21 protein-coding genes are annotated in these 23,070 nt (G+C 49.5%); 14 read left to right on the plus strand and 7 right to left on the minus strand.

Annotation, left to right across the window (positions count from 1 at the left end):
* Positions 1-50: 50 nt before the first annotated feature.
* From mnmA to H591_RS0109880, 9 genes are all read left to right on the plus strand, one after another.
* Positions 51-1,181, plus strand: coding sequence for a tRNA 2-thiouridine(34) synthase MnmA (gene mnmA, locus H591_RS0109840; RefSeq protein WP_084702652.1), 1,131 nt, complete (start codon positions 51-53; stop codon positions 1,179-1,181).
* Positions 1,178-1,795, plus strand: coding sequence for a high frequency lysogenization protein HflD (gene hflD, locus H591_RS0109845; RefSeq protein ID WP_022966784.1), 618 nt, complete (start codon positions 1,178-1,180; stop codon positions 1,793-1,795). Before mnmA ends, hflD begins: the two co-directional genes overlap by 4 nt.
* The gene (locus H591_RS0109850) at positions 1,792-2,649 is read left to right on the plus strand and encodes a DMT family transporter (RefSeq protein WP_022966785.1); all 858 of its coding nucleotides are present in this window, start codon (positions 1,792-1,794) and stop codon (positions 2,647-2,649) included. The genes hflD and H591_RS0109850 overlap by 4 nt, the downstream gene beginning before the upstream one ends.
* A gap of 65 nt (positions 2,650-2,714) precedes the next feature.
* Positions 2,715-4,085: an adenylosuccinate lyase gene (purB, locus tag H591_RS0109855; RefSeq protein WP_022966786.1), complete on the plus strand. Its 1,371-nt coding sequence runs from the start codon at positions 2,715-2,717 to the stop codon at positions 4,083-4,085.
* 73 nt (positions 4,086-4,158) lie between these two features.
* On the plus strand, positions 4,159-5,343 hold the full coding sequence (locus H591_RS0109860) for a ribosomal protein uL16 3-hydroxylase (protein ID WP_022966787.1): 1,185 nt from the start codon (positions 4,159-4,161) through the stop codon (positions 5,341-5,343).
* Positions 5,336-5,761 carry a GNAT family N-acetyltransferase gene (locus tag H591_RS0109865; protein ID WP_022966788.1) on the plus strand — a complete coding sequence of 142 codons (426 nt, stop codon included), beginning with the start codon at positions 5,336-5,338 and terminating at the stop codon, positions 5,759-5,761. The genes H591_RS0109860 and H591_RS0109865 overlap by 8 nt, the downstream gene beginning before the upstream one ends.
* A gap of 19 nt (positions 5,762-5,780) precedes the next feature.
* Positions 5,781-6,422 (plus strand): DUF7931 domain-containing protein, encoded by a 642-nt coding sequence (locus tag H591_RS0109870; protein WP_022966789.1) that lies wholly within the window; start codon positions 5,781-5,783, stop codon positions 6,420-6,422.
* A complete protein-coding gene (locus H591_RS0109875) occupies positions 6,419-7,234 on the plus strand; it encodes a secretin N-terminal domain-containing protein (protein ID WP_022966790.1) in 816 nt (271 codons plus the stop codon). Before H591_RS0109870 ends, H591_RS0109875 begins: the two co-directional genes overlap by 4 nt.
* A gap of 495 nt (positions 7,235-7,729) precedes the next feature.
* Positions 7,730-9,334, plus strand: coding sequence for an isocitrate lyase (locus tag H591_RS0109880; RefSeq protein ID WP_022966791.1), 1,605 nt, complete (start codon positions 7,730-7,732; stop codon positions 9,332-9,334).
* A 732-nt stretch (positions 9,335-10,066) separates the two neighbouring features.
* On the opposite strand, the gene H591_RS0109885 is transcribed toward H591_RS0109880, so the two are convergent.
* The 6 genes from H591_RS0109885 to H591_RS0109910 are packed head-to-tail and all read right to left on the minus strand — an operon-like array spanning position 10,067 to position 14,942.
* Positions 10,067-11,167 carry a tetratricopeptide repeat protein gene (locus H591_RS0109885; RefSeq protein WP_022966792.1) on the minus strand — a complete coding sequence of 367 codons (1,101 nt, stop codon included), beginning with the start codon at positions 11,165-11,167 and terminating at the stop codon, positions 10,067-10,069.
* 1 nt (position 11,168) lies between these two features.
* The gene (locus H591_RS0109890) at positions 11,169-11,861 is read right to left on the minus strand and encodes an energy transducer TonB (RefSeq protein ID WP_022966793.1); all 693 of its coding nucleotides are present in this window, start codon (positions 11,859-11,861) and stop codon (positions 11,169-11,171) included.
* Positions 11,861-12,274 carry an ExbD/TolR family protein gene (locus tag H591_RS0109895; protein ID WP_028244336.1) on the minus strand — a complete coding sequence of 138 codons (414 nt, stop codon included), beginning with the start codon at positions 12,272-12,274 and terminating at the stop codon, positions 11,861-11,863. The genes H591_RS0109890 and H591_RS0109895 overlap by 1 nt, the downstream gene beginning before the upstream one ends.
* Before the next feature lie 10 nt (positions 12,275-12,284).
* Complete coding sequence (locus H591_RS0109900; protein ID WP_022966795.1) at positions 12,285-12,839, minus strand: MotA/TolQ/ExbB proton channel family protein; 555 nt, start codon at positions 12,837-12,839, stop codon at positions 12,285-12,287.
* Positions 12,832-14,175, minus strand: a complete 1,344-nt coding sequence (locus tag H591_RS0109905) for a MotA/TolQ/ExbB proton channel family protein (RefSeq protein ID WP_022966796.1) — start codon at positions 14,173-14,175, stop codon at positions 12,832-12,834. Before H591_RS0109905 ends, H591_RS0109900 begins: the two co-directional genes overlap by 8 nt.
* Positions 14,172-14,942, minus strand: a complete 771-nt coding sequence (locus H591_RS0109910; RefSeq protein ID WP_022966797.1) for a DUF3450 domain-containing protein — start codon at positions 14,940-14,942, stop codon at positions 14,172-14,174. The genes H591_RS0109905 and H591_RS0109910 overlap by 4 nt, the downstream gene beginning before the upstream one ends.
* Positions 14,943-15,282: 340 nt before the next feature.
* Between H591_RS0109910 and cydD the strand changes: the two genes are divergently transcribed.
* A complete protein-coding gene (cydD, locus tag H591_RS0109915) occupies positions 15,283-17,022 on the plus strand; it encodes a thiol reductant ABC exporter subunit CydD (RefSeq protein WP_022966798.1) in 1,740 nt (579 codons plus the stop codon).
* On the plus strand, positions 17,016-18,656 hold the full coding sequence (gene cydC / locus H591_RS15210; RefSeq protein ID WP_022966799.1) for a thiol reductant ABC exporter subunit CydC: 1,641 nt from the start codon (positions 17,016-17,018) through the stop codon (positions 18,654-18,656). Before cydD ends, cydC begins: the two co-directional genes overlap by 7 nt.
* 29 nt (positions 18,657-18,685) lie before the next feature.
* On the opposite strand, the gene H591_RS0109925 is transcribed toward cydC, so the two are convergent.
* Positions 18,686-18,940 carry a DUF1289 domain-containing protein gene (locus tag H591_RS0109925; RefSeq protein WP_022966800.1) on the minus strand — a complete coding sequence of 85 codons (255 nt, stop codon included), beginning with the start codon at positions 18,938-18,940 and terminating at the stop codon, positions 18,686-18,688.
* 357 nt (positions 18,941-19,297) lie between these two features.
* Between H591_RS0109925 and nrdA the strand changes: the two genes are divergently transcribed.
* From nrdA to yfaE, 3 genes are read left to right on the plus strand one after another with little or no spacing between them, the layout of a single operon-like run.
* A complete protein-coding gene (gene nrdA / locus H591_RS0109930; RefSeq protein WP_022966801.1) occupies positions 19,298-21,574 on the plus strand; it encodes a class 1a ribonucleoside-diphosphate reductase subunit alpha in 2,277 nt (758 codons plus the stop codon).
* Positions 21,575-21,586: 12 nt separating this feature from the next.
* Complete coding sequence (nrdB, locus tag H591_RS0109935) at positions 21,587-22,720, plus strand: class Ia ribonucleoside-diphosphate reductase subunit beta (RefSeq protein ID WP_022966802.1); 1,134 nt, start codon at positions 21,587-21,589, stop codon at positions 22,718-22,720.
* Entirely contained in the window at positions 22,721-22,999 is a 279-nt protein-coding gene (yfaE, locus tag H591_RS0109940; RefSeq protein WP_022966803.1) for a class I ribonucleotide reductase maintenance protein YfaE, read from the plus strand.
* Positions 23,000-23,070: the final 71 nt, after the last annotated feature.

Below are 23,070 nucleotides of genomic sequence, written 5' to 3' on the forward strand. Positions count from 1 at the left end.
CTGCTGGATCTGCTAGAATTAACCTCTTTTACTCGCTTATTTAAATTGCCATGCATACTTCTTCACTTCTTCCTTCTGAAACACGTGTAATCGTCGGCATGTCCGGCGGTGTTGATTCTTCCGTTGCGGCTTTATTGCTGATCCAGCAAGGCTATCAAGTGGAAGGCTTGTTTATGAAAAACTGGGAGGAAGATGATGGCACTGAATATTGCACTGCCAAAGAAGACCTCGCAGACGCACAAGCCGTTTGCAACACTTTAGGCATTAAGCTGCATACCGCGAACTTTGCTGCTGAGTATTGGGACAATGTCTTCGAGCATTTCCTAGAAGAATACAAAGCTGGCCGCACGCCCAACCCTGATATTCTGTGTAACCGCGAAATCAAGTTTAAAGCCTTTTTAGATTACGCTGAGCAGTTAGGTGCGCATCTGATCGCCACCGGCCACTATGTGCATCGTCGTGATAGCAATGGCGTGAGCGAGTTACTTAAAGGCGTGGATGCCAATAAAGACCAAAGCTACTTTTTGCATGCAGTGGGCGGTGAGCAAATTCATAAGTCATTGTTCCCGGTTGGCGAATATGAAAAACCTTTTGTACGCGAACTAGCGGAGCAGCACGGTTTAATTACTGCGAAGAAAAAAGATTCCACCGGTATTTGTTTTATTGGTGAGCGACGCTTTACTGATTTCCTCAAGCAGTACCTGCCTGCGCAACCTGGCGTGATCGAAACTGTTGATGGCGTCGAGCTTGGTCAACACAGCGGCTTGATGTATCACACCATTGGTCAGCGCCAAGGTTTGGGTATTGGCGGCTTAAAAAATGCCAGCGAAGAAGCTTGGTATGTTTTAGCTAAAGATTTGCAGCGTAACGTGCTAATCGTCGGGCAAGGCAATCAGCACCCTTGGTTATTCTCACGCACCCTACTCACTCGTGAGGTGAATTGGATTAACCCTGTTGACCTTAACGCATTAGAGAGTCTCACTGCCAAGGTACGTTACCGCCAAAGAGATCAGGCTTGCAGCATCGAACACACTGAAGACGGCTATTTAGTGACCTTCGAACAACCTCAGCGCGCGGTTACTTTAGGCCAGTCCATTGTTTTCTATAACGGTGACGTCTGCCTGGGTGGCGGCGTGATTGAAGCCTGCAGCCCTTGGGATGAGAGCATTCAACGACCATGACCCCACTTCAAGAACAAATCACCGCATTAGGCGGCGTTTTCCAAGCCGCAGCACTGGTGGACAAACTCGCGCATAGCGGCCAAGTCAGCGATGCGGCGCTCGCTTACATGCTAAAAACTTTATTAGTGCGCAACCCGGAAACCACGCTGGATGTGTATGGCGGCGATGATTTGGGTTTGCGTGACGGCTACAAGCTGTTACTGGCGGTACTGGAGCGCGAAACAGACAACTTACCGCGCGAAAGCTTGCGCTATGTGGTGTCTATGCTGAGTTTGGAGCGACAGTTTTCTCGTCGCGATGATTTACTGGAAATCGCTGGCAAGCGCATCCCGAAAATTGAGCAGCAAGTTGAGTTGTACGGTATTTCCAGCGATAACATTGCTTCATCTTTTGGCGGCCTCTATCAAGACACCATCAGTACTTTTAAGCAGCGTATTCAAGTGCATGGTGATATGCGCTTTCTGCAGCAAGAGGCCACTGCCGCAAAAGTACGCGCCTTGCTTTTTGCTGGCATTCGCTCTGCTCGTCTCTGGCGTCAACTTGGCGGACGCCGCTGGCACCTGCTGACCAAGCGCGGCAGCATGCTCAATGAGTTACGCGCCCGCAATCTATGAATCAGCGCAGTGTTCGCCCAGTACAGGGCGCGCTTCTGCTGGCACTTTCAGCACTACTCTTTGCCTGTATGGGCGTAGTGATTCGCGAAGCCTCTGCCACAGTCAATAACGAAAATATCGTATTCTTTCGAAACTTGGTTGGCGTGGCCTTTTTTTTACCTTTGCTGTTGGTTAAGGGTTTGCGCCCATTTAAAACCCAGCGGCTAAAATCTCATTTAATGCGCACCACTTATGGCTTAGCAGCCATGTACTGTTTTTTCTATGCAATTGCCCATCTGCCGCTGGCTGACGCGATGGTTTTTACCTACTCAGCGCCAGTATTCACACCGATTATTGCTTATTTTTGGCTAAAAGAGCCTTTAACCAAACGCATGCTGGGGTTGTCTTTACTTGGTTTAGTTGGCGTGATTTTAGTCGCCAAACCCAGTGATGCGCTGTTTAGCAGCTTGTCTTTAGTGGGGCTGGCCGCCAGCTTGTTGGCAGCAACAGCTTTTGTCTCAATTCGAGAGATGAGTGATACCGAACCGGCCTATCGGATGGTGTTTTATTTCGCGATATTTAGCAGTTTAATCTCAGCCGTACCGCTGACTTGGGCATGGCAACCACTGAGCAGTACACAGCTGACTTTATTATGCTCGGCAGGATTATTAGCGGCCCTCGCGCAAATTGTTATGTCCCGCGCGTATTCATTAGCACCGCCTGGATTGATCGGTCCTGTCGCTTATTTGGCAATTGTCTTTGCCGGTATTTTCTCCTTGCTGCGCTGGGGCGAAACCCCCGATAGCGCCTCTCTGATAGGTGCGGCATTGATCTTTACTGCCAGCCTGCTAGCGGTGCTTTGGCGCAAACACTAAAACCTTGCGCACATTTGATGTACACTGTGCGCCCTATTTATTCATTGATTGTTAGAGAACGCATCATGCAGCTTACCTCGCTTACCGCGGTTTCCCCCGTTGACGGCCGTTACGGCAGCAGAACTTCCGCACTGCGCCCTATTTTTAGTGAATACGGACTTATTCGTAACCGTGTATTGGTTGAGGTTCGTTGGTTACAACGCCTTGCCGCCCATCCCAGCATCACCGAAGTGGCTCCTTTCTCTAACACAGCCAACGCCGCTTTAAACGAGCTCGCTGAAAACTTTCAGCTTGAGCACGCCGAGCGCGTTAAAGAGTTTGAGCGCACCACCAATCACGACGTTAAAGCGGTTGAGTACTTACTCAAAGAGCAAGCGCAAAAACTTCCTGAGTTGGCGAAAGTCACTGAGTTCATTCACTTTGCCTGCACCAGTGAAGACATCAACAACCTGTCTCACGCGCTAATGCTGCGCGAAGGCCGTGATGATGTATTACTGCCACTGATGCGCAAACTGGCAGAAAGCTTACGTGCACTGTCGGTTGAATTTGCTGACGTGCCGATGCTTTCGCGCACCCACGGCCAACCTGCTTCACCGACCACACTAGGCAAAGAATTTGCTAACGTGGTGTACCGTCTTGAGCGTCAAATCGCTCAGGTGGCAGCAATTCCATTGCTGGGAAAAATGAACGGTGCCGTCGGCAACTACAATGCCCACATCTCTGCTTACCCTGAAATCGACTGGGAAGCCAATGCCCGCGAGTTCATTGAAGGCGATTTGGGTTTAAGCTTTAACCCTTACACCACACAAATTGAGCCGCATGACTACATTGCTGAATTATTTGACGCAGTGGCACGTTTTAACACCATCCTGATCGATTTCGACCGCGATGTGTGGGGCTATATTTCTTTAGGTTACTTTAAGCAAAAAACTGTGGCTGGCGAAATCGGTTCATCCACCATGCCGCACAAAGTCAATCCAATTGATTTTGAAAACTCTGAAGGTAACCTTGGTATTGCCAATGCAATTTTCCAACACTTAGCCAGCAAATTGCCGATTTCTCGCTGGCAGCGTGACCTCACCGACTCCACAGTTCTGCGCAACCTTGGTGTAGGTATGGCGCACAGTGTGATCGCTTATGAAGCATCCTTAAAAGGCATAGGTAAGCTCGAACTGAACGCAGCTAAAATCGCTGAAGACCTGGACAATTGCTGGGAAGTTTTAGCAGAACCTGTTCAGACTGTGATGCGCCGTTACGGCATTGAAAATCCGTACGAAAAGCTTAAAGATCTGACTCGCGGTAAAGGCATCAGCGCACAAGCTCTACAAACCTTTATCGAAACCTTGGATTTACCTGAGGAGGCTAAAGTGCAATTGCGAGCACTGACGCCAGCTAACTATATTGGCAGTGCAGTCGCGCAAGCCAAGCGTGTCTAACTCGATTTGAGTGTTTTAGCGCCCGGCTTACCCCGGGCGTTTTATTATCAGCGTTTATTTTGGAATCAATCACTTGTCTAACACAATTGATACACCACTTGAGATTCTAGGTGGCATTAGCGCCGAAGTTTTTTTACGTGATTACTGGCAAAAAAAGCCACTACTAATCCGTCAAGCCATCCCTGATTTTGTCAGCCCTCTAGATGGCAACGATTTAGCTGGGCTGTCACTGGAAGACATGGTTGAGTCACGCATCGTTCTTGAGCATGGCGAAACGCCTTGGCAACTCAAGCATGGTCCTTTTGATGATGAAACCTATAACACCCTGCCTGAGCGTGACTGGACACTGCTTGTGCAAGCGGTTGATCAATTCAGCCCTGATGTTGCTGAAGTACTTGAGCATTTCAAGTTTCTACCGAACTGGCGCATTGATGATGTGATGATCAGCTTTGCGGTGCCAGGTGGCAGCGTTGGCCCGCACTATGACAATTACGATGTATTTCTCCTGCAGGCTGAAGGCCAAAGACAGTGGAAAATCGGCCAAATGTGTGACAACGAAAGCTTGCTGTTAAAACACCCAGACTTGCGTATTTTAGACAGCTTTGAACAGACCGATGAGTGGACGTTAGAGCCTGGCGATATGCTGTACCTGCCGCCGCGCTTAGCGCATTGGGGCATCGCACAAACCGACTGCATGACTTGGTCTGTGGGTTTTCGCGCACCTTCCACTGCTGAAGTAGTCACCCATTACGCTGATTTTGTCGCGCGCTTCTTGCCTGATGAACAGCGTTATAGTGATGCAGGTATGTCACCTGTGAGCAATCCTAGTTATATCCGCACTGAAGATATTCAGCGTTTGCGTGCCTTGCTCAATGAGCAACTCAATGATGACCGCATGCTGTTGACTTGGTTTGGCCAGTACATGACCGAGCCACGCTACCCTGATTTATTAGTGGGCAGTGAACTCTCGACAGAAGAGCTCATTCAATCGCTAGAAGATGGCGCGCTGTTTACCCGTAACCCCACAGCACGCTTGGCTTGGAGCCATATCCAACTTGATCAAGAATCAGCTGTAGTGTTTTTTGTCAGTGGTAACAGTCGTATTCTCAGTGAGCATTTAGTGGTATTGCTTGATCTAGTCTGTTGCGCAGATGCTCTGCACTTAGATAATTTACAAGCATGGTTCAGCGATGCAGAGGCGATGACCTTGCTCTGTGAGCTGATTAAACAAGGCAGTTTGGAGAGTCTCGATGAATGACTTGCAAGTTCGCATTGCCGACTGGCATAAAGATAACGCTGATTTGCGTCGTATTCGTGAAAGCGTTTTTATCCAAGAGCAAGGCGTGACGCCAGAGCAAGAATGGGACAGTGACGATGCGAGCGCTACGCACTTCCTCGCTTATGAAGGTGATTTTGCTATCGGTACCGCACGCCTACTAGCTGATGGTTGCATTGGTCGCGTATCAGTATTAAAAGACTGGCGCGGCCTCAATGTTGGCGAGCACTTAATGCGTGCAGTGATCCATGAAGCTGAGCGACTGGGTCTTAAGCAGCAAATTCTCACCGCGCAAATACATGCTGCTGGTTTTTATGAGCGCTTAGGTTTTACTGCAGTCAGTGACGAGTTTCTCGAAGCTGGTATCCCACATATTGATATGCTACGTAACAGTGAATAACTTTTAAGTAGGATTTATTATGGATAAGCCCAGCGCACCAGACAACAAAGCAGTTGATGATAAATATCTTGAGTTGCCTGATATTGAGTTTGTTACGCAGGGCACCTTCAGCATCCATAACCCTGAGACCAGCAGTGCGCCCATCACTTGGGCTGCTGCAGAGTTCAAGCTCGGCGGCGAACAGCGCGAGTTGATAAAAGCTGAAGATATCGATGCCGTACGCAGTCATACCCTGTCACTGCTACAGCAAGCACAGGGTAGCTTATGCATTTACTCCCCTGACTTAGAGCCGTGGCTTTATAACCATTCTTGCATCCAGAAAGCGTGCAGCGCGTTTCTTTTGGCCCATCCGAAAAACACTTTACGCATTCTGCTACGTGACACCACGCGCATCGCTCGTGATGGCCACGCCCTACTCGCTCTCAGTCGCCGCTTGAGCAGTCGCTGCAGTATCCGCAAGGTGAATACTGAGCATGACTACGCCGAAGACGCTTGGCTGATTGCCGATGACTGCGGTTTATTAGTACGTAAAGCACAACAACTGCACAAAGCTGTGGTCTATTACCATGACCCTGCCCGCGTACAGCAAAGCCAGCGCGCTTTTAATGCCATGTGGGATGTGAGCCAAACTGATGTCAATTTACGGAGCATGCCAATATGAATACGTTAAGCCGTTTCTGCACTGTGCTTGCTCTAGCGCTGAGTTGCTCGCTTGCGCAAGCCGCCAGTGAAGTGATTCAACTTAACTTTCGTATGGCGCAAGATGTTTTGCCACTAGCAGAGTCTGTACTTGGCCAAGAAGGCCGCGCAACAGCTTACGGCAATCAACTTATTGTCAACGCCAGCACCGATAAAATTGCTGAACTGCGCTCAGTGCTTGAGCAAATTGATACGCAGCCACGACGCCTATTGATCACCGTCGACACGCAAGGCAATCAGTACAACCGTGAGCGTGGTTATCAAGCCGACGGCACTATTGGCGGACGCCACGGCGAAATCGTGATTGGTCAAGGTGAGCAGCAAGGCCGCGATCAGGTGCGCATTATCCGTAACAACACACAGAGCCGCGATGGCTCACTGCGCACGGTACAAGCCTTAGAAGGCTCTGCCGCACTAGTGCAAGTTGGTCAGAGTGTGCCGCAGCGCTCGACCACGATTGGCCCCTACGGCCAAGTACAAGAGCGCACTGAATACCGCTCGGTTAACCAAGGTTTCTATGTTACCGCTACCGTGCATGGCGACATTGTGCAGTTGGAAGTAAACAGTCAAAACGATCGACGCAGCCAGCAATATGGCAATGTGATTGATACGCAAAGCACATCCAGTCGTGTCAGTGGTCGCCTGGGCGAATGGATTAATGTTAGTGGCACCAGCCAAGACAGCAATCAACGCCAAGATGGCTTTTTACAAAGGCGCTATAGCACCGGACAAGAAGACAGCCAGTTGCAGATTAAAGTTGAAGTGTTGGATTAACTGCAACCACTGCAAGCCACAGAAATCATGTAGTGGAATTAAAACTTCACTACAAAACATTTGACGAATGCGTCACTAAAGCGCATCATAGCTCCCGCTCCCGCTAGCCAGAACGCTTTAATTAGTGTTCCAAAGCCTACTTAAGAGTATTTCCTAAGAGGTTTTGTGTTAACAACATCCAAAAGATGCTGTGACGAGGTTGCGACTGGTACGTTGTTGTCCTGAGGGACGGGGAAGCAGTATGCATCATTGATGCATCAGATAGCTCACTACAGTGGGATGCGTTTGCGGATTTTAAGTTGTCGATATCACAGCTTAATGTAGCAGCCTTATTTATCTGATCGCTCTCCCTCTCAGTAAGATTCTAACGTTCTAGTCAATTACCGGCACTCCAGCGGAAGCTAACCCGCAATTAATACTTCCAGCGATAGCAGGTTGTGTGTGGGCAGTCGGTGCTCAAACTCACTCTACTCTTTACTCTTTGAAGGATTGACCATGTCAACTTATCAAAACGAAATTAAGGCAATTGCCGCTCTTAAAGAACAAGCCGGAAATGGCTGGAGCGCGATTAACCCCGAGTCTGCCGCTCGTATGCGCATCCAAAACCGTTTCAAAACAGGTCTGGACATCGCTAAGTACACTGCAGCCATCATGCGTAAAGACATGGCTGAGTACGATGCCGACTCATCTGTTTACACCCAGTCGCTGGGTTGCTGGCACGGTTTCATCGGTCAGCAAAAACTGATCGCTATCAAAAAGCACTTGAAAACCACTAACAAGCGTTACCTCTACTTGTCAGGTTGGATGGTTGCTGCTCTGCGTTCTGAGTTCGGCCCACTGCCTGACCAGTCAATGCACGAGAAGAACTCTGTTGCTCACTTGATCGAAGAGCTGTACACGTTCTTACGTCAAGCTGACACCCGTGAACTAGACCTTCTGTTCACTGCTGTAGACAAAGCACGTAAAGCTGGCAACGCTGCTGAAGAAAAAGCTCTGTTAGAGCAGATCGAAAACTTCGAAACTCACGTTGTACCAATCATTGCTGACATCGACGCTGGTTTCGGTAACGAAGAAGCCACTTACTTGATGGCTAAGCAAATGATCGAAGCAGGTGCTGCAGCGATTCAGATCGAGAACCAAGTATCTGATGAAAAGCAGTGCGGTCACCAGGACGGTAAAGTAACCGTTCCACACGCTGACTTCCTAGCTAAAATCAACGCTGTACGTTACGCGTTCCTAGAATTAGGCGTTGACGACGGTGTTATCGTTGCACGTACTGACTCCTTGGGTGCTGGCTTAACTAAGCAAATCGCAGTAACTAACGAGCCAGGCGACTTGGGCGACCAGTACAACAGCTTCCTTGATGGTACTTACATCAACGATGCAAGCGAAATCGAAAACGGTGACGTTGTTGTTAAATCAAACGGTAAACTGCTGAAGCCAGCACGTTTAGCGAGCGGTCTGTTCCAGTTCCGTGAGAACACTGGTGTTGAGCGTGTAGTTCTTGACTGCATCACTTCACTACAGAACGGTGCTGACTTACTGTGGATCGAAACTGAGAAGCCACACGTTGGTCAGATCGCTGAAATGGTTAACGAGATCCGTAAAGTTGTTCCTGATGCGAAACTGGTTTACAACAACAGCCCATCATTCAACTGGACTCTAAACTTCCGTCAGCAGACGTTTGACGATTGGGCAGCAGCTGGTAAAGACGTTTCTAAATACGATCGTGATCGTTTGATGAGCGCTGACTACGATGGTACTGATCTGTGTAACGAAGCTGATGCTCGCATCCAGAGCTTCCAGAAAGATGCATCGCGTGAAGCGGGTATCTTCCACCACTTGATCACTCTGCCTACCTACCACACTGCTGCGTTGTCTACTGACAACCTGGCTAAAGGTTACTTCGGTGAGCAAGGTATGCTGGCTTACGTTGAAGGCGTTCAGCGTAAAGAAATTCGTCAAGGTATTGCGTGCGTTCGTCACCAAAACATGGCGGGTTCTGACATCGGTGATACTCATAAAGAGTACTTCTCTGGTGACGCTGCTCTGAAAGCAAGCGGTGAAGACAACACTATGAGCCAGTTCGATAACGTTTAATCGTTAACATGGCTTAGCAGTCTTAGGACTGTGTGTTGCACAAAAACCCCAGCCGAGGCTGGGGTTTTTTATTGCTAACGCATTTCTCTTTTGAGAGCGAGGGCCGCTGGCCCGCAGTTTTCTTATCGCCGGGAGCGCGGGCCGCTGGCCCGCAAAGTCATGCTCGCAACGGGTAAATAAAGCGCTTCAAAGTCTGCATGCTTCTGCAATGCGCTCTGAAACCTGTCGACGAGTAATAGATTGAACCAAACCAGACGCTCTTGCGGCAAAGCTATGCTCAAAACACGTTACGCTAAACTTTTGTAGCTTGCTGCATCAGCTCTAGCTACGTAAAGACGCCGCAAGTACGTCCCTGTAGGCTCCACACCACCGTCCATGGCGGTGAAGGCTTTACTACGCTACAGCTGATCAGCAGTCTAGGATTTGTGTGCTCTACAAGATTCTATTTTAGTTTTGCTCGGCTGGAATCTAAGTCGATCTGCAGCTTAAAAATGTAGGTCGGTCTTTAGGCCATCAACACAACACTCTAGCCGCTAAACCAGCAAACAGCGTTATTGTTCAAAGCACGCTGCGCTGGGTTCATGACAAGTGCAGCCAGAGATGGCGTAGCGCCCGAATCGAGCTTTGATGGCTCGTTGAGGGATAAAACACATTCAGCGCAGTGGACTTGCACGCTAAGCTAACTTGGAAATTACCTCTGCAGCTTTTGCATGCTGGCTTTTTACAATCGACTCATTTTCTAGCCAGTTGATTGCTGTGCTTCTGCTCAAGCGCCAAACGGCTTTGCGCCCAATCACGCCAAGCGCGGACTTGCTGTGGATTAGCTCCAGCTTTCTCGGCGGCAGTCAGCGCTTGTAATCCTGCATCCCAGCGGCCTTGTTGGATTTCTAATTGCGCGAGATTCAGCCAGTGCTGGCCTTTACCTGTCTGCTTGGCGAGTTGTGCATACTGCCGAGCAGCGTTTGGATAATCACGTGCTTGCCAATGCAACTGTGCCAGACGCTCTTGACTCGTAGCGTTACGCGCTAACATGCCATGTTTTAGCATGCCTTCTAACAATCGCGCAGCTTGCCAAGGTTGCTCCGATGCAGAGGCAAGGTTAATCAGACTATCCAGATCAGACGATTTGAAAGTAATGCCTTTACTGTAAGCGGTGCGCAGCGTCGCCAAAGCCTTAGCGTGTTGACCGGCCATCTGCTGTAGCGCTGCCAATTGTTTCCAAGCATTGAGTTGATCAGGACTACGCTGTAAAAGTTGCTTCTGCCACTGCTCAGCCTGCGCATAGCGTTTTAATTCAGCATTGGCGCCGACCATAAACTGCAGCCAATTATCACTGATGGTTTTTTTACCTTTTAAATACTGGTCTGCTAAAGGCAAAGCTTTATCTAAACGGCCTAAACCTTGCCAAGACTGAATGCGTATTTCTAAGATTTCATCGGTTGCGGTGACGCCTTGTAAGTACTGCAGTGCTTGCTGGTAGTTTTTTACCGAAAAACTCAGTTTGGCTAAATTAAGACGGTCTTCTGCTGCTTGCTCTGCGCTGAGTTGATTGCTGCGCAAGGCTTTGTCGAGAAGACTGATGGCATGTTTGCTATGCCCTTGCGCCCAGACTAAGTAGCCTTGGCTGCGCCACACTAGCGCTTGCTCTAAGCTGTCTGGCTTGGTTTTTACCGCGCTTAATGCCTGCTCTGCTTCTGTGTACTTACCCGCTTGCTGCGCGGCTTGGGCATTTTGCAGGGCGCGAAACACATCAGGTGCAATGCTCTGTGCAGCAGCAGAGGCTGTTTGTGCCGATAACGCCAAGACACATACCGCTAAAATTAATCGTCGCATCTTATCGGCCTCTTTTTTCGAGACGAAATTGCAAAGTTTTTACCGCTTCACGCGCCACCGAACGACCATCTTCTGTACGCGGCGCAAAACGCCAGCGCACCGCAGCTTTACGTGCTTCACGATCAAAGACATTGGCCGGTGACGATTCAACAACGCGGACATTCTCTACCTTGCCGTCAGGGGTGATAGTAAAGGCCAACTTCACGTAGCCTTCAATGCCGCGTCGCCGGGCGCTATCAGGGTAAATAGGCAAGACTTCATTTAGCGGAATAACTTCAGCATCATTACTCGGAGCGCTTGCTGCAGCAGTTGCTGCGGGCGCTGCAGGAGCAGTCGGCACGACTGCTTGCGCGGTCAGGCCTTGCAAACTTGGCGCGGCGGCGGCATTGATGCTGATATTACTGGAGAGCTGCGGTACGGCTAAATCTAAAGCAGCCATTTGTGGTGTACGCGGTGGTTGCGGCGCTTGCTGTGTTGGCGGTGTTTCCGGTTGTGGCTCCACAGGCTTCTCTGGCATCTGCTGACGCGAGCGACTTGGGTCACTGGACTCTTGCTGCAATTTCGGCATAAAGCGGCCGATTTGTAAGGCTGACTCTTCTACTTTGCTTTTGGGTGGAAAGATCATCACCAACATCAATACAAAGCTGCCCAAGACAATCGCCAGCGCTGCTAAAAAAGACCACAACCAACGCATTAACGCGACTCCGTAGAAGCAGCCAAGACCACATCATCCACACCGGCAAGGCGCGCCTGATCCATCACTTGCACCACTAAGCCGGTGCGAGCATCTTGATCCGCTTGCACCACCACTACACCTTCCGGCTGCTCTTGGCGCATGCGCTCAACATGGGCGCGCACACTGCGCACATCGACCACCTGCTTATCCAGCCAAACTTGGCCATCCGCGGTGACCGCAATTAAAATATTGCCTTTATCTTGCGCTGTGGCGGTATCTGCTTGCGGACGATTGACCTCAATGCCCGACTCTTTAATAAATGAGCTGGTGACAATGAAGAAAATCAGCATGATAAACACCACATCCAACATCGGTGTTAAATCAATGCCCGCTTCCTCTTCCACTTGCTGACTGTAACGACGCATTCTCATCGTCTAATCCTTATTCGTGACGCAATTGATCGGCCAAGCGGCCCAAAGCCCGTCGAGCGTTTCGCTCTAAACGGGCCAAACTAAATAATCCACCAATGGCTAAGACCATGCCGGCCAGTGTTGGCAATGTCGCCTGCCAAACCCCACCTGCCATAGCCCGCGGATTGCCGCTACCGCTGACAGCCAGTACTTCAAATACCGCAACCATGCCAGTGACAGTACCGAGCAAACCCAATAACGGAAACATCGCCACCAGCGTGCGTGTCACCGACAGAGGCGTTAGCAATTGCTCACGGGCTTGTGCCAGCCATGCCGCACGTACGGCGTGCTGCCAGCGGCTGTTTTGTCCGGCCTCGGCACAGAGTTGTTGCCAAGCATTACGGCGCTCTTTCGCCCACTGTGGGAATTGGCATTTTGTGTACCATAGCCGCTCCAGCACTAAGGTCCAGAACAGCACGCACAATGCCGCGAGCAGCCACATGACAATGCCGCCAGCACTCATCAAGTCGAGTAAGGCATGGCTGCTATCAATCAGCCAAAACCAGGTGCTTTGCCAGTTACTCACTGCGCTTTTTTCCTGACATGTGCAAAGCTAATAAACCCACGCATTGCTGCTCTAACAACTGCACCACCATTTTACTGCGCGCGCTGAGCACACTGTGTAAGAACAGCAGTGGAATGGCCACGACTAGACCTTCAACGGTGGTGACCAAGGCTTGTGAAATACCATCGGCCATCAGACGTGAATCACCACCGCCACTTTGGGTAATGGCCTGGAAGGTAATAATCATCCCCGTGACCGTACCCAGCAAACCCAGTAAAGGCGCAACCGCAGCCAACAACTTAAGTAATCCTTGACCTTTTTCTAACTGCGGCACTTCTAGCATCACCGCTTCATCGAGCTTGAGCTCAAGGGTTTCTAAATCAGACAGTTGCGGGTTCGGACCTAAGACGCTTAGAACGCGTCCTAGCGGATTATTGCTGTTGGGCTGTGAAAGGTTGCGCATTTGCTCGCGGACACTGCGAATCACCTGCATCAGACCAAACATACGCCACGCGGCCAGAGCAAAACCAAACAGACCCAGCGCCACAATCACCCAGCCGACTAAACCACCCTGCTTTAAACGGTCGATCAGCGACGGCTGACGTTGCAATTGCTCAACCAGCGAGCCGCGCGTCGGGTCAACCGGAATTAGGCCAACCGCATCGCTGCTAGCAATCCAGTTTTTTACTTGACCAAGACCTGATGGCTGCTTAGGTAAAGCGCGATAGGCGTTATCACCTTCACTGAAGGTTAAAAACGCTTGATCGTTATAAGCAGAGAAAGGCCCAACGCGCAATATATCTTGCGTTTGGCGCTGACCATCTACGCCGATCACTGGCGCAGCAACACGCTCAACACGTCCCGTTGCCGTCATATCTTCTAAAACAGTCAGCCAAAAGCTTTCAACCTGTGCTGCGTTCGGTAACACGCGGCTTTTAGACAAGCGTTCAAGCTGCTCAATACGCTTTGGAAATTGCACATTTAACAAGCTACTGCGCCACTGTCCGGCTAAATCACCGGCACTTTGGCGCACCACTGCAAACAGTTCACCCAAATCACCGACTTGCTGCTTCAGTAGTTGCTCTTGATCAGCCAGTTCTTGCTCATTCGCGGTAAAAGTCGATTTTAATGCGGCCGCACGTGACTCCTGCTCAGCCAAGGCTTTTTTCGCTTGCGCCAACAACTGGGCTTGCTGATTACGTGTCTGTAAAAAATGTTGCTCACGCTCTTGCATCAATTGCTCTTCAGTATTTTTTTCGCTACGAATGCGTTCCAGCAACTGATCAGGACTTAAGACATTCGCTTGCACTGACACACTGAGCAGTAGGCCGCAGGTTATCCATAACAAGCGTTTCATGGCTGCACCTCCAGTGCTAAGGTCTTAATCGGCAGCTCTAACCAGTCTGCTGATTTTTGCTGACGGGCAATGGCAATGGCTTTTTGTAAGGGACGACGCACACTGCTATCGAGTGCTTGCCAGCTTTGCGTTTTAGCATTCCAATAACCGCTTTCTTGGCCATTGGGGGTTTGGTAATAAAGCATGACGCGACCAAGGCGCAAGAACTCGACACTGCGTTGCTCGGCCCCCTCGCCTAACTCACCGCGCCAAGCTTCCAGGGTATAACCGTAATCACTTTCAATTTGATAGGCTTCAAGAATGCGGCGGTATTTTTCCGCCATACTGACATCAGCGCGCGGCATCAGCTCTTGCAGCGCAGCTAAGCGATCGGCACGCTCCAATGGTAAAAAAGGCACATCGGCTGCAATAAACTCAGCCAGCACTTCAACCATGCGGCGCATTTGCGGCATCACCGCAGCTTCCGTTTCCAATAATTCATCGAGTTGCTGTTGATAACTGACCAGCTCTTGATGCTGCGCAGCAATCAGCTCACCCACTTGTTGGTTATAGCCTTCAAGCGCTTTGGCTTTGGCCAAAGTACTGCTGTACTCTTCCAGCATCGCTTGGCTGGCATCATCCAGACTTTCGATACGTTTTTGCGAGCTTTGCGCGGTTTGGCTGAGTTTCTCGCTTTCACTTAACGCCTGTTCCAGCGTTGCTGCACTGACGACTGGACTCACCACTGCACAACAGAAAAGCAGTGAGCGTAAAGTTGTTGCTCGCATGAATACGGATTCCTTAATCTGGACGTTTTATTAATAGCAATGATTATCATCTGCATGCGTTAACAAATCAAGCAGTTAGCTTCAGTTTAAACATCGCAAAGAGTCATCCAGTCAATAAAACCAAGATGCTCTACATTTTACCTAAGTATAAATAGAAACACTGTTAGCATTGAATAATACGCGACTCAGGGTACATTTGAGCTTTACTTGCGAGGGTGCAGGACAACATGCCGCACCGTTGCTTATCAAGCCTGTGCGATTATTGAGACATATTCTCGTTTGCTTTGCATCGATGTAAACTGCACATCTGTGCGCACATTAACAGAAGGCTATTTATTCAGTGGATACGGCTCTGCAAACATCTGAACAACAGCTCAAAAAGACGCTGCGCAAGCAGTTAAAAGATACGATCGCCCCAGAAACTAAGCGACTGCATCTGGCACTTCTCTTAGCCGTGTTGGGCACTCTAGTGTTTATTGGACAAAGCTGGCTACTGGCTCATTTGTTTGCTGGACTCATCAAAAGCACGCAAAACTCCACCGGCCTTGTTGATGTATTCAGTAGCCAAGCGCTGCTGTTGTTAATTCTGTGTTTTATCCTAAGGCCGAGTTTACAGTTTGTTCGCGAACGCCTCTCACAAGTGGCCAGTTTTCGAGCGCGAGCGACTTTGCGTCAGCGTTTATTGGTCACCTTAGCCAGTCTGGGTCCAGAGCGGCAGACCTTAGGAGCAGATGGCGCACTAAGCAATCAATTGCTTGAGCAAGTGGATGCACTGGATGGTTATATCAGCCGCTATTACGTGCAACTGTATTTAGTTTTGATCACTCCGCTACTGATTAGCATCGCCGCTTTTTATTACAGCCCGCTGGCGGCCGGGTTAATGCTGATGACCGCACCGCTCGTGCCGCTGTTTATGGTTTTGGTAGGTGGCGCTGCCAGTCGCAGTAGCCAACAACAAATGGCAGCAATGAGCCAATTGAGCAGCCGCTTTTTAGATTGGGTACGCGGCATGTCGACTTTGCAGCACTTAAAAGCTACTGATCAAGCTCAAGAAGATATCGACCGTTCGGCCTCAAAATACCGCGACACCACGATGAAAGTGCTGCGTTTGGCGTTTTTATCCGGCGCAGTCTTGGAGTTATTTTCTTCCTTAGCCATTGCCTTAGTGGCGCTGTACCTGGGTTTGGGTTTGCTGGGTATTTTACCTTGGGCTAAAGACGTGATTCCTGTGCCCTATGCCGGTGCATTGTTTATTTTACTGCTAGCCCCTGAGTTCTATGCACCACTGCGTCAACTTGGCAGCGACTATCACGCCAAAGCAGAAGCAGAAGGTGCCATTGAAGAATTACTGCCATTATTAGAGCAGCACACATGGCAACACCCAGGACAACAACCGCTGCAACTCGATGCTGCACCTGCGCTATCGTTAACCGCGGTCAGCATCACTGCGCACAACGGACGCTTACGCTTACCTTGCATTAATCTGCAGATTGCAGCCGGTGAGCGGATTGGTTTGCATGGCGTCAGTGGCAGTGGAAAATCCAGTTTGCTGTTGGCGTTGCTCGGTTTTGTTCCTTATGAGGGTGAGATTCTCGTCAATCAAAGCGCACTATTGCAACTGTTACGCAGTGATTGGCACGGCCAACTTGGCTACTTATCACAACAACCTAATTTTAAGCGCGGCAGCCTTGCGGAGAATTTACGCTTAGCTAACCCTGCAGCCAGCGAGCAACAATTGTATGAGGTGTTGCGCCAGGTGGACTTGCTGTCATTGATAGAAAAGCTGCCGCAAGGTTTAAACACTCAACTCGGCGAGCGCGGACTAGGCTTATCCGGTGGTCAACTGAGCCGCCTGGCGATTGCGCAATTATTGCTACGTGATGCTCATATCTGGTTGCTGGATGAGCCCACTGCGCACCTTGACCCTGAAACCAGCGCCACCATTCATACCTTGTTAGACAAACTCAGTGTTGGCAAAACCTTGCTACTGGTCAGTCATCAATGGCAAGGCTTGCAATGGCTTGATCGGCATCTTGACTTAGCTGCCCTGCACACCACAAAGGAGCAGCAACCATGCTAAAGCCCATTCGTTTACGCAATCTATTGCGCAGCCGTCAGGCCAACTGGAGCTTGGCGTTATTGCTTGGCGCGCTGACATTATTTTCAGCAATTGGCTTATTGGCGGTATCAGGCTGGTTTATCACTGCCGCAGCGATTGCAGGTTTAACCCTTAGCAGTTCCTTTACCTTTGACTACTTCCGTCCTGCCGCGTTAATTCGTTTGTTCGCCATTGTGCGTACGGCAGGTCGCTACGGCGAACGAGTTACCTCACACCACGCTGCCCTGTCCTTGCTAAAAGATTTACGCAGCCAGGTGTTTCGTGCGCTAACGTTAGGCAAAACTGCGGCGACACTCGACAGCACCAGTTCGGCAGCAACCATGCACCGCTTGGTCGCCGACATTGATCGCCTTGATCGTTTCCCGCTGCAGTTTGTTGCGCCATGGTTTTGGGCCAGTTTAATCGTTGTTTGTTACTTAACCTTTGCTTACTGGCTACACCCGCAATTGGCTGCAGCGGCAAGTTTTGGTTTAGTGGCGGCTTGGCTTCTGGTGCCTGCTGTTGGCTTTTGGCGTGGACGCACACTTGCGCAAGAAGATGTGACTGCCGCAGAGCAGCGCCGTGAGCATTTTTTAGAATCCCTCTCGCTACTGACCTCGCTGACTCTTTGGCAAGGCTGGCCAAGCCAACAACGCGATACCTTAATCGCTGATCAGCAGTACCAAACCCAGCAGCTTAAACAACAGCAACTGATCAGCCTACTGAGCTTATTGCAGCAATGGGCGCTGGCGATCAGTTTGATTTGTGTACTGTGGTTTGGCGTGGATTTAGTCCAAAGCAATTTAGTCAGTGTGCCTTGGCTGCTGGCTGCGGCTTTGGCTTTACTGGGTGTGCATGAAGCATTAGTGCCCTTAGCTGGCAGCTTTATTGGTTTAGGCCAAAGCCAAGCCGCACGCGATCGGATCAACCAGCTGATGCCTATTAATCAAGCTCAACCAATCGAGACTGACGACACAACACGCCCTGCTGCGCCTTTTCATCTGCAAACCGAGCAGCTTAGCGCGCGTATTGCTGGTGCATTAAATGGCCCTGAAAACATCAACATTGATTTGCGCAGCGGTCAGGTGCTGGTGATTACGGGCGCGTCCGGCATTGGTAAAACCACATTATTAAAAGTGCTGGCTAATGCGCTGCAGCCAAGCAGTGGCAAGTACTTGATCAACCAACGTCCTGCTGAGCAATGGCAACTGGATGAGTGCATTGGTTATTTGCCCCAGCAGTTGGATATTTTTGATAGCAGCTTAGCCAATAATCTGCGTTTGGCTGATCCACAGGCCAGCGATGAGCAACTGTGGCAGGTGCTTGCTGATGTAGCTCTGGCTGATTGGGCGCAACAGCAGAATGGCTTGGATACGGCGCTGGGCGAGTACGGTGCGCAAATCTCTGGCGGCCAAGCACGTCGTGTGGCTTTAGCACGTCTATTGCTGGCTAAACGGCCGATTCTATTGGTTGATGAGCCTTTTGCCGGGCTCGATAGCCGCAGTAGCTATCAAGTGATAGCTGCGTTGCGTGAGCGTCAAGCCGATGGTTTGCTGATTATTGTCAGCCACCATGCGATGGATATTCCTGACGTGCAGCGCTTACATTTGTCTTAGTGGTGCGTTGCAACATAGCGATGCACGGATTAAAACATATCCGCTTGCTCAGGCTCATCATCTATCGGCAAGCCTGCTTGCAAAGCAGCTTCTTTAGCTTTTAGGACGCGGGCTTTGCGTTGTAAACATAAACGCACGACTTGTCGCTTATCGGCTTCGCTAAATTTGAGCCAGTACAAGCGTTCCTCACGCGAACGAAAACAGCCTTTGCAATAGCCTTTATTGTTCGCCTCACAGACCCCAATGCAAGGGCTGGGGATTTCAAAAAACTCAAGCTGTTGCATAGAAAGCGGCCTTCAAAAAATGCCCAAGGTATAAAAGTCAGTCAACCCATCAGGACAATTGATCACTTTTTAAACGACTTCAGTTAGCTTACTGAAAAATTGCTTAAAATCAAAAATGCAAGAAAATTAATTGTATAAATTTCAATATTCGGCAAGTGCGCACAGTCCCTAGCTTAGAGCTTAAAAGTGATTGATAACCCGCAAATGAGTGTGTTGATATTACTGAAACCACACAGTATATTGCGTCTCCTATTACGCAAAAACACAATATGCTGTGTTTTTAGCAAGCAAGCGCACTACAACAGTCATTTTTAATTTTCAAGCACTATTGCGCACAAACACCATAAGGATCTCATTATGACAGACTTTAAAGCCATTAAAGTAACCAAGCGCGATGGTCGCCAAGAACCGATCGACTTAGACAAGATCCATCGGGTTCTTGATTGGGCTGCTATGGGTTTAAAGAATGTCTCGGTATCGCAAGTTGAGCTGAAATCACACATCCAGTTCTACAATGGCATGCGTACCAAAGATATCCACGAAACCATTATTAAAGCCGCTGCGGATTTGATCTCTGAAAGCACTCCAGACTATCAATACCTTGCTGCGCGCTTGGCGATTTTTCACCTGCGTAAAATCGCTTATGGTGAGTTTGAGCCGCCACATTTGTTTGATCACGTCACCAAGCTGACCAACGAAGAACGTTACGACAGCCATATTTTACGTGACTACGATAAAGCTGAGTTTGACGAGCTGAATGAGTACATTGATCACGGCCGTGACATGAGCTTTTCTTACGCTGCAGTGAAACAGCTGGAAGGCAAGTATTTAGTACAGAATCGCGTCACTAAAGACGTCTACGAAAGCCCGCAGATGCTGTATATCTTGATTGGTATGTGCTTATTTGCCGACTATCCAAAAGCCACCCGCTTGAACTACATCAAGCGTTTCTACGATGCCATTTCGTTATTCAAAATCTCTCTGCCCACGCCAATCATGGCGGGCGTGCGTACGCCATCACGTCAGTTCAGCTCATGCGTGTTGATTGAGTGCGGCGACAGCTTAGATTCAATCAGCGCCACCACTTCAGCGATTGTTAAATATGTCTCACTGCGTGCCGGTATCGGTATCAACGCTGGTCGCATTCGCGCCGTTGGTAGTCCGATTCGTGGTGGTGAAGCACAGCACACTGGTTGTATTCCGTTTTTCAAGCTGTTCCAAGCGGCGGTTAAATCCTGCTCACAAGGCGGCGTGCGTGGTGGTGCAGCAACGCTGTTCTACCCAATGTGGCACTTGGAAGTTGAATCTTTATTGGTTCTGAAAAACAACCGTGGCGTGGAAGAAAACCGTGTTCGTCACATGGACTATGGTGTGCAGCTGAACAAGCTGATGTATCAGCGTCTGATTCAAGGTGGCAATATCACCTTGTTCTCGCCACATGAAGTGCCAGGCCTGTACGAAGCGTTTTTTGCTGATCAAGTAGAATTCGAGCGTCTGTACGTCAAATACGAGCAAGATGAAAGCATTCGCAAGCGCACCATGACCGCGGTTGAGCTGTTCTCATTGATGATGCAAGAGCGTGCCAGCACCGGTCGTATTTATATTCAGAACGTTGACCACTGCAATACTCACAGTCCGTTTGATCCAAAAGTTGCACCGATTCGTCAGTCCAACCTGTGCCTGGAAATTGCCCTGCCCACCAGCCCGCTGGAAAACATCAACGAAACGGATAAAGAAATCGCACTATGCACCTTGTCAGCCTTTAACTTAGGCGCCATTGATAGCCTTGATGAGCTTGAAGACCTCGCTGATCTTGCTGTGCGCGCACTGGATTCCTTACTGACTTACCAGGACTACCCTCTGGAAGCCGCACGTAACGCAACCATGAAGCGTCGTACGCTCGGCGTGGGCGTGATCAACTTTGCTTACTACTTGGCTAAAAATGGCTTGAAGTACTCTGATGGTTCAGCCAATGCGCTGACTCACCGTACGTTTGAAGCGATGCAATATTACCTGCTGAAAGCATCGAACAATCTGTCGAAAGAATTTGGTCCGTGCACAGCCTTTAATGAAACAACCTATGCGCAAGGCATTTTGCCAATCGACACCTACAAGAAAGATTTGGATGTCATTTGTAACGAACCGCTGCATTTAGACTGGGAAACACTGCGTGCTGACATTGTTAAACACGGTCTGCGTAACTCTACCCTGTCTTCGCTAATGCCTTCGGAAACCTCCAGCCAGATTTCCAATGCGACCAATGGTATTGAGCCACCGCGTGGTTTGGTGACCATTAAGCAATCAAAAGACGGCATCCTCAAACAAGTTGTGCCGGGCTATGACGAGCTCAAAGATAAGTACGAATTACTTTGGAATATGCCCAACAACGAAGGCTATTTACACCTGGTTGGCATCATGCAGAAGTTTGTCGACCAAGCCATTTCCGCCAACACCAACTACGATCCACAGCGTTTTGACGCTGGCCGTGTACCGATGCAACAGCTATTAAAAGACTTACTGACAGCCTACAAATTCGGTCTTAAAACACTGTACTACCAAAACACACGCGATGGCGCTGATGACAGCCAAAGCGATATGGATGATGGTTGCGCTGGTGGCGCTTGCAAGATTTAAGGGTAAATAAGAATGAAATACAGCACTTTCTCACTGACTGATAACGACCAACTCCAAGAACCTATGTTCTTTGGCCAACCGGTTAACGTCGCCCGTTACGACCAACAAAAATATCCTATTTTTGAAAAGTTGATTGAAAAACAACTGTCGTTTTTCTGGCGTCCTGAGGAAGTGGATGTTTCTCAAGATCGGACCGATTACCGCAATCTGCCCGATCATGAAAAGCATATTTTTATCAGCAACTTGAAATATCAAACGCTGTTGGATTCAATCCAAGGTCGCAGCCCGAACGTTGCTTTCTTGCCACTGGTTTCAATTCCAGAATTAGAAACTTGGATAGAAACTTGGTCATTCTCAGAAACCATTCACTCGCGCTCGTACACGCATATTATTCGTAATATCGTTAATGATCCTGCCGTGGTGTTTGACGACATTATGCGCAACCAGCACATCATTGAGCGTGCTGGTGATATTTCTAAGTACTACGATGACCTGATTCACTACAGCATGCTCTACAACAAGTGCGGCGCGGGTACCCATACTTTGAATGGCAAAACCCACGAAGTCAGCTTGTTTGAACTTAAGCGCAAGCTGTACCTGTGCATGATGAGTGTTAACGTGCTCGAAGCGATCCGCTTCTATGTCAGCTTTGCTTGCTCCTTTGCCTTTGCTGAGCGTCGCTTAATGGAAGGCAACGCGAAAATCATTCGCCTGATTGCGCGTGATGAAGCGCTGCACCTGACCGGCACCCAGCACATCATCAATATCATGCAAGATGGCCAAGACGACCCAGAGATGGCCGAAGTGGCTCGTTCCTGCCACGCAGAAAGCGTTGAAATTTTTAAGCATGCGGCGCAGCAAGAAAAAGAATGGGCCAAGTACTTATTTAAAGACGGCTCAATGATTGGTCTGAACCTCGACATTCTTAACCAGTATATTGAATACATCACTAACTTGCGCATGCATGCAGTGGGACTTGAGCCAGCATTTAGCAATGCCTCGCACAACCCAATCCCATGGATTAACGCTTGGTTGGTATCGGATAACGTACAGGTTGCACCGCAAGAAGTTGAAGTCAGCTCCTACTTGGTTGGCCAAATAAACTCGACTGTTTCCGCAGAAGACTTAGGCGAATTCGAGCTTTAAATGAGCAAGGTTATGCAAGTCATTACTGAGGATTTAATTTTTCACTTAGAGGAGTCAGAAACCCTGCTTGAAGGCTTAGAACGCACCGGTCACAAGGTCGAATACCAGTGCCGCAGCGGTTACTGCGGCGCCTGCCGCGTGACCCTGCGTTCGGGTAGCGTGGACTACATCAACACCCCGCTAGCCTACCTGCGCCAAGACGAAATCCTACCCTGCTGCTGCCGCGCGCTTGAGCCGTTGGTGGTGAAGGTGAGCTTGAAGAGTAAGTACAGCGCTTAATCCTGACCTGCTTAGGAGCGCGGGCCGCTGGCCCGCAATAATTTCTCACATCCAAGCGCGTAGGTAAGCGC

The organism is Denitrificimonas caeni DSM 24390 (assembly GCF_000421765.1).
Lineage (GTDB): Bacteria > Pseudomonadota > Gammaproteobacteria > Pseudomonadales > Pseudomonadaceae > Denitrificimonas > Denitrificimonas caeni.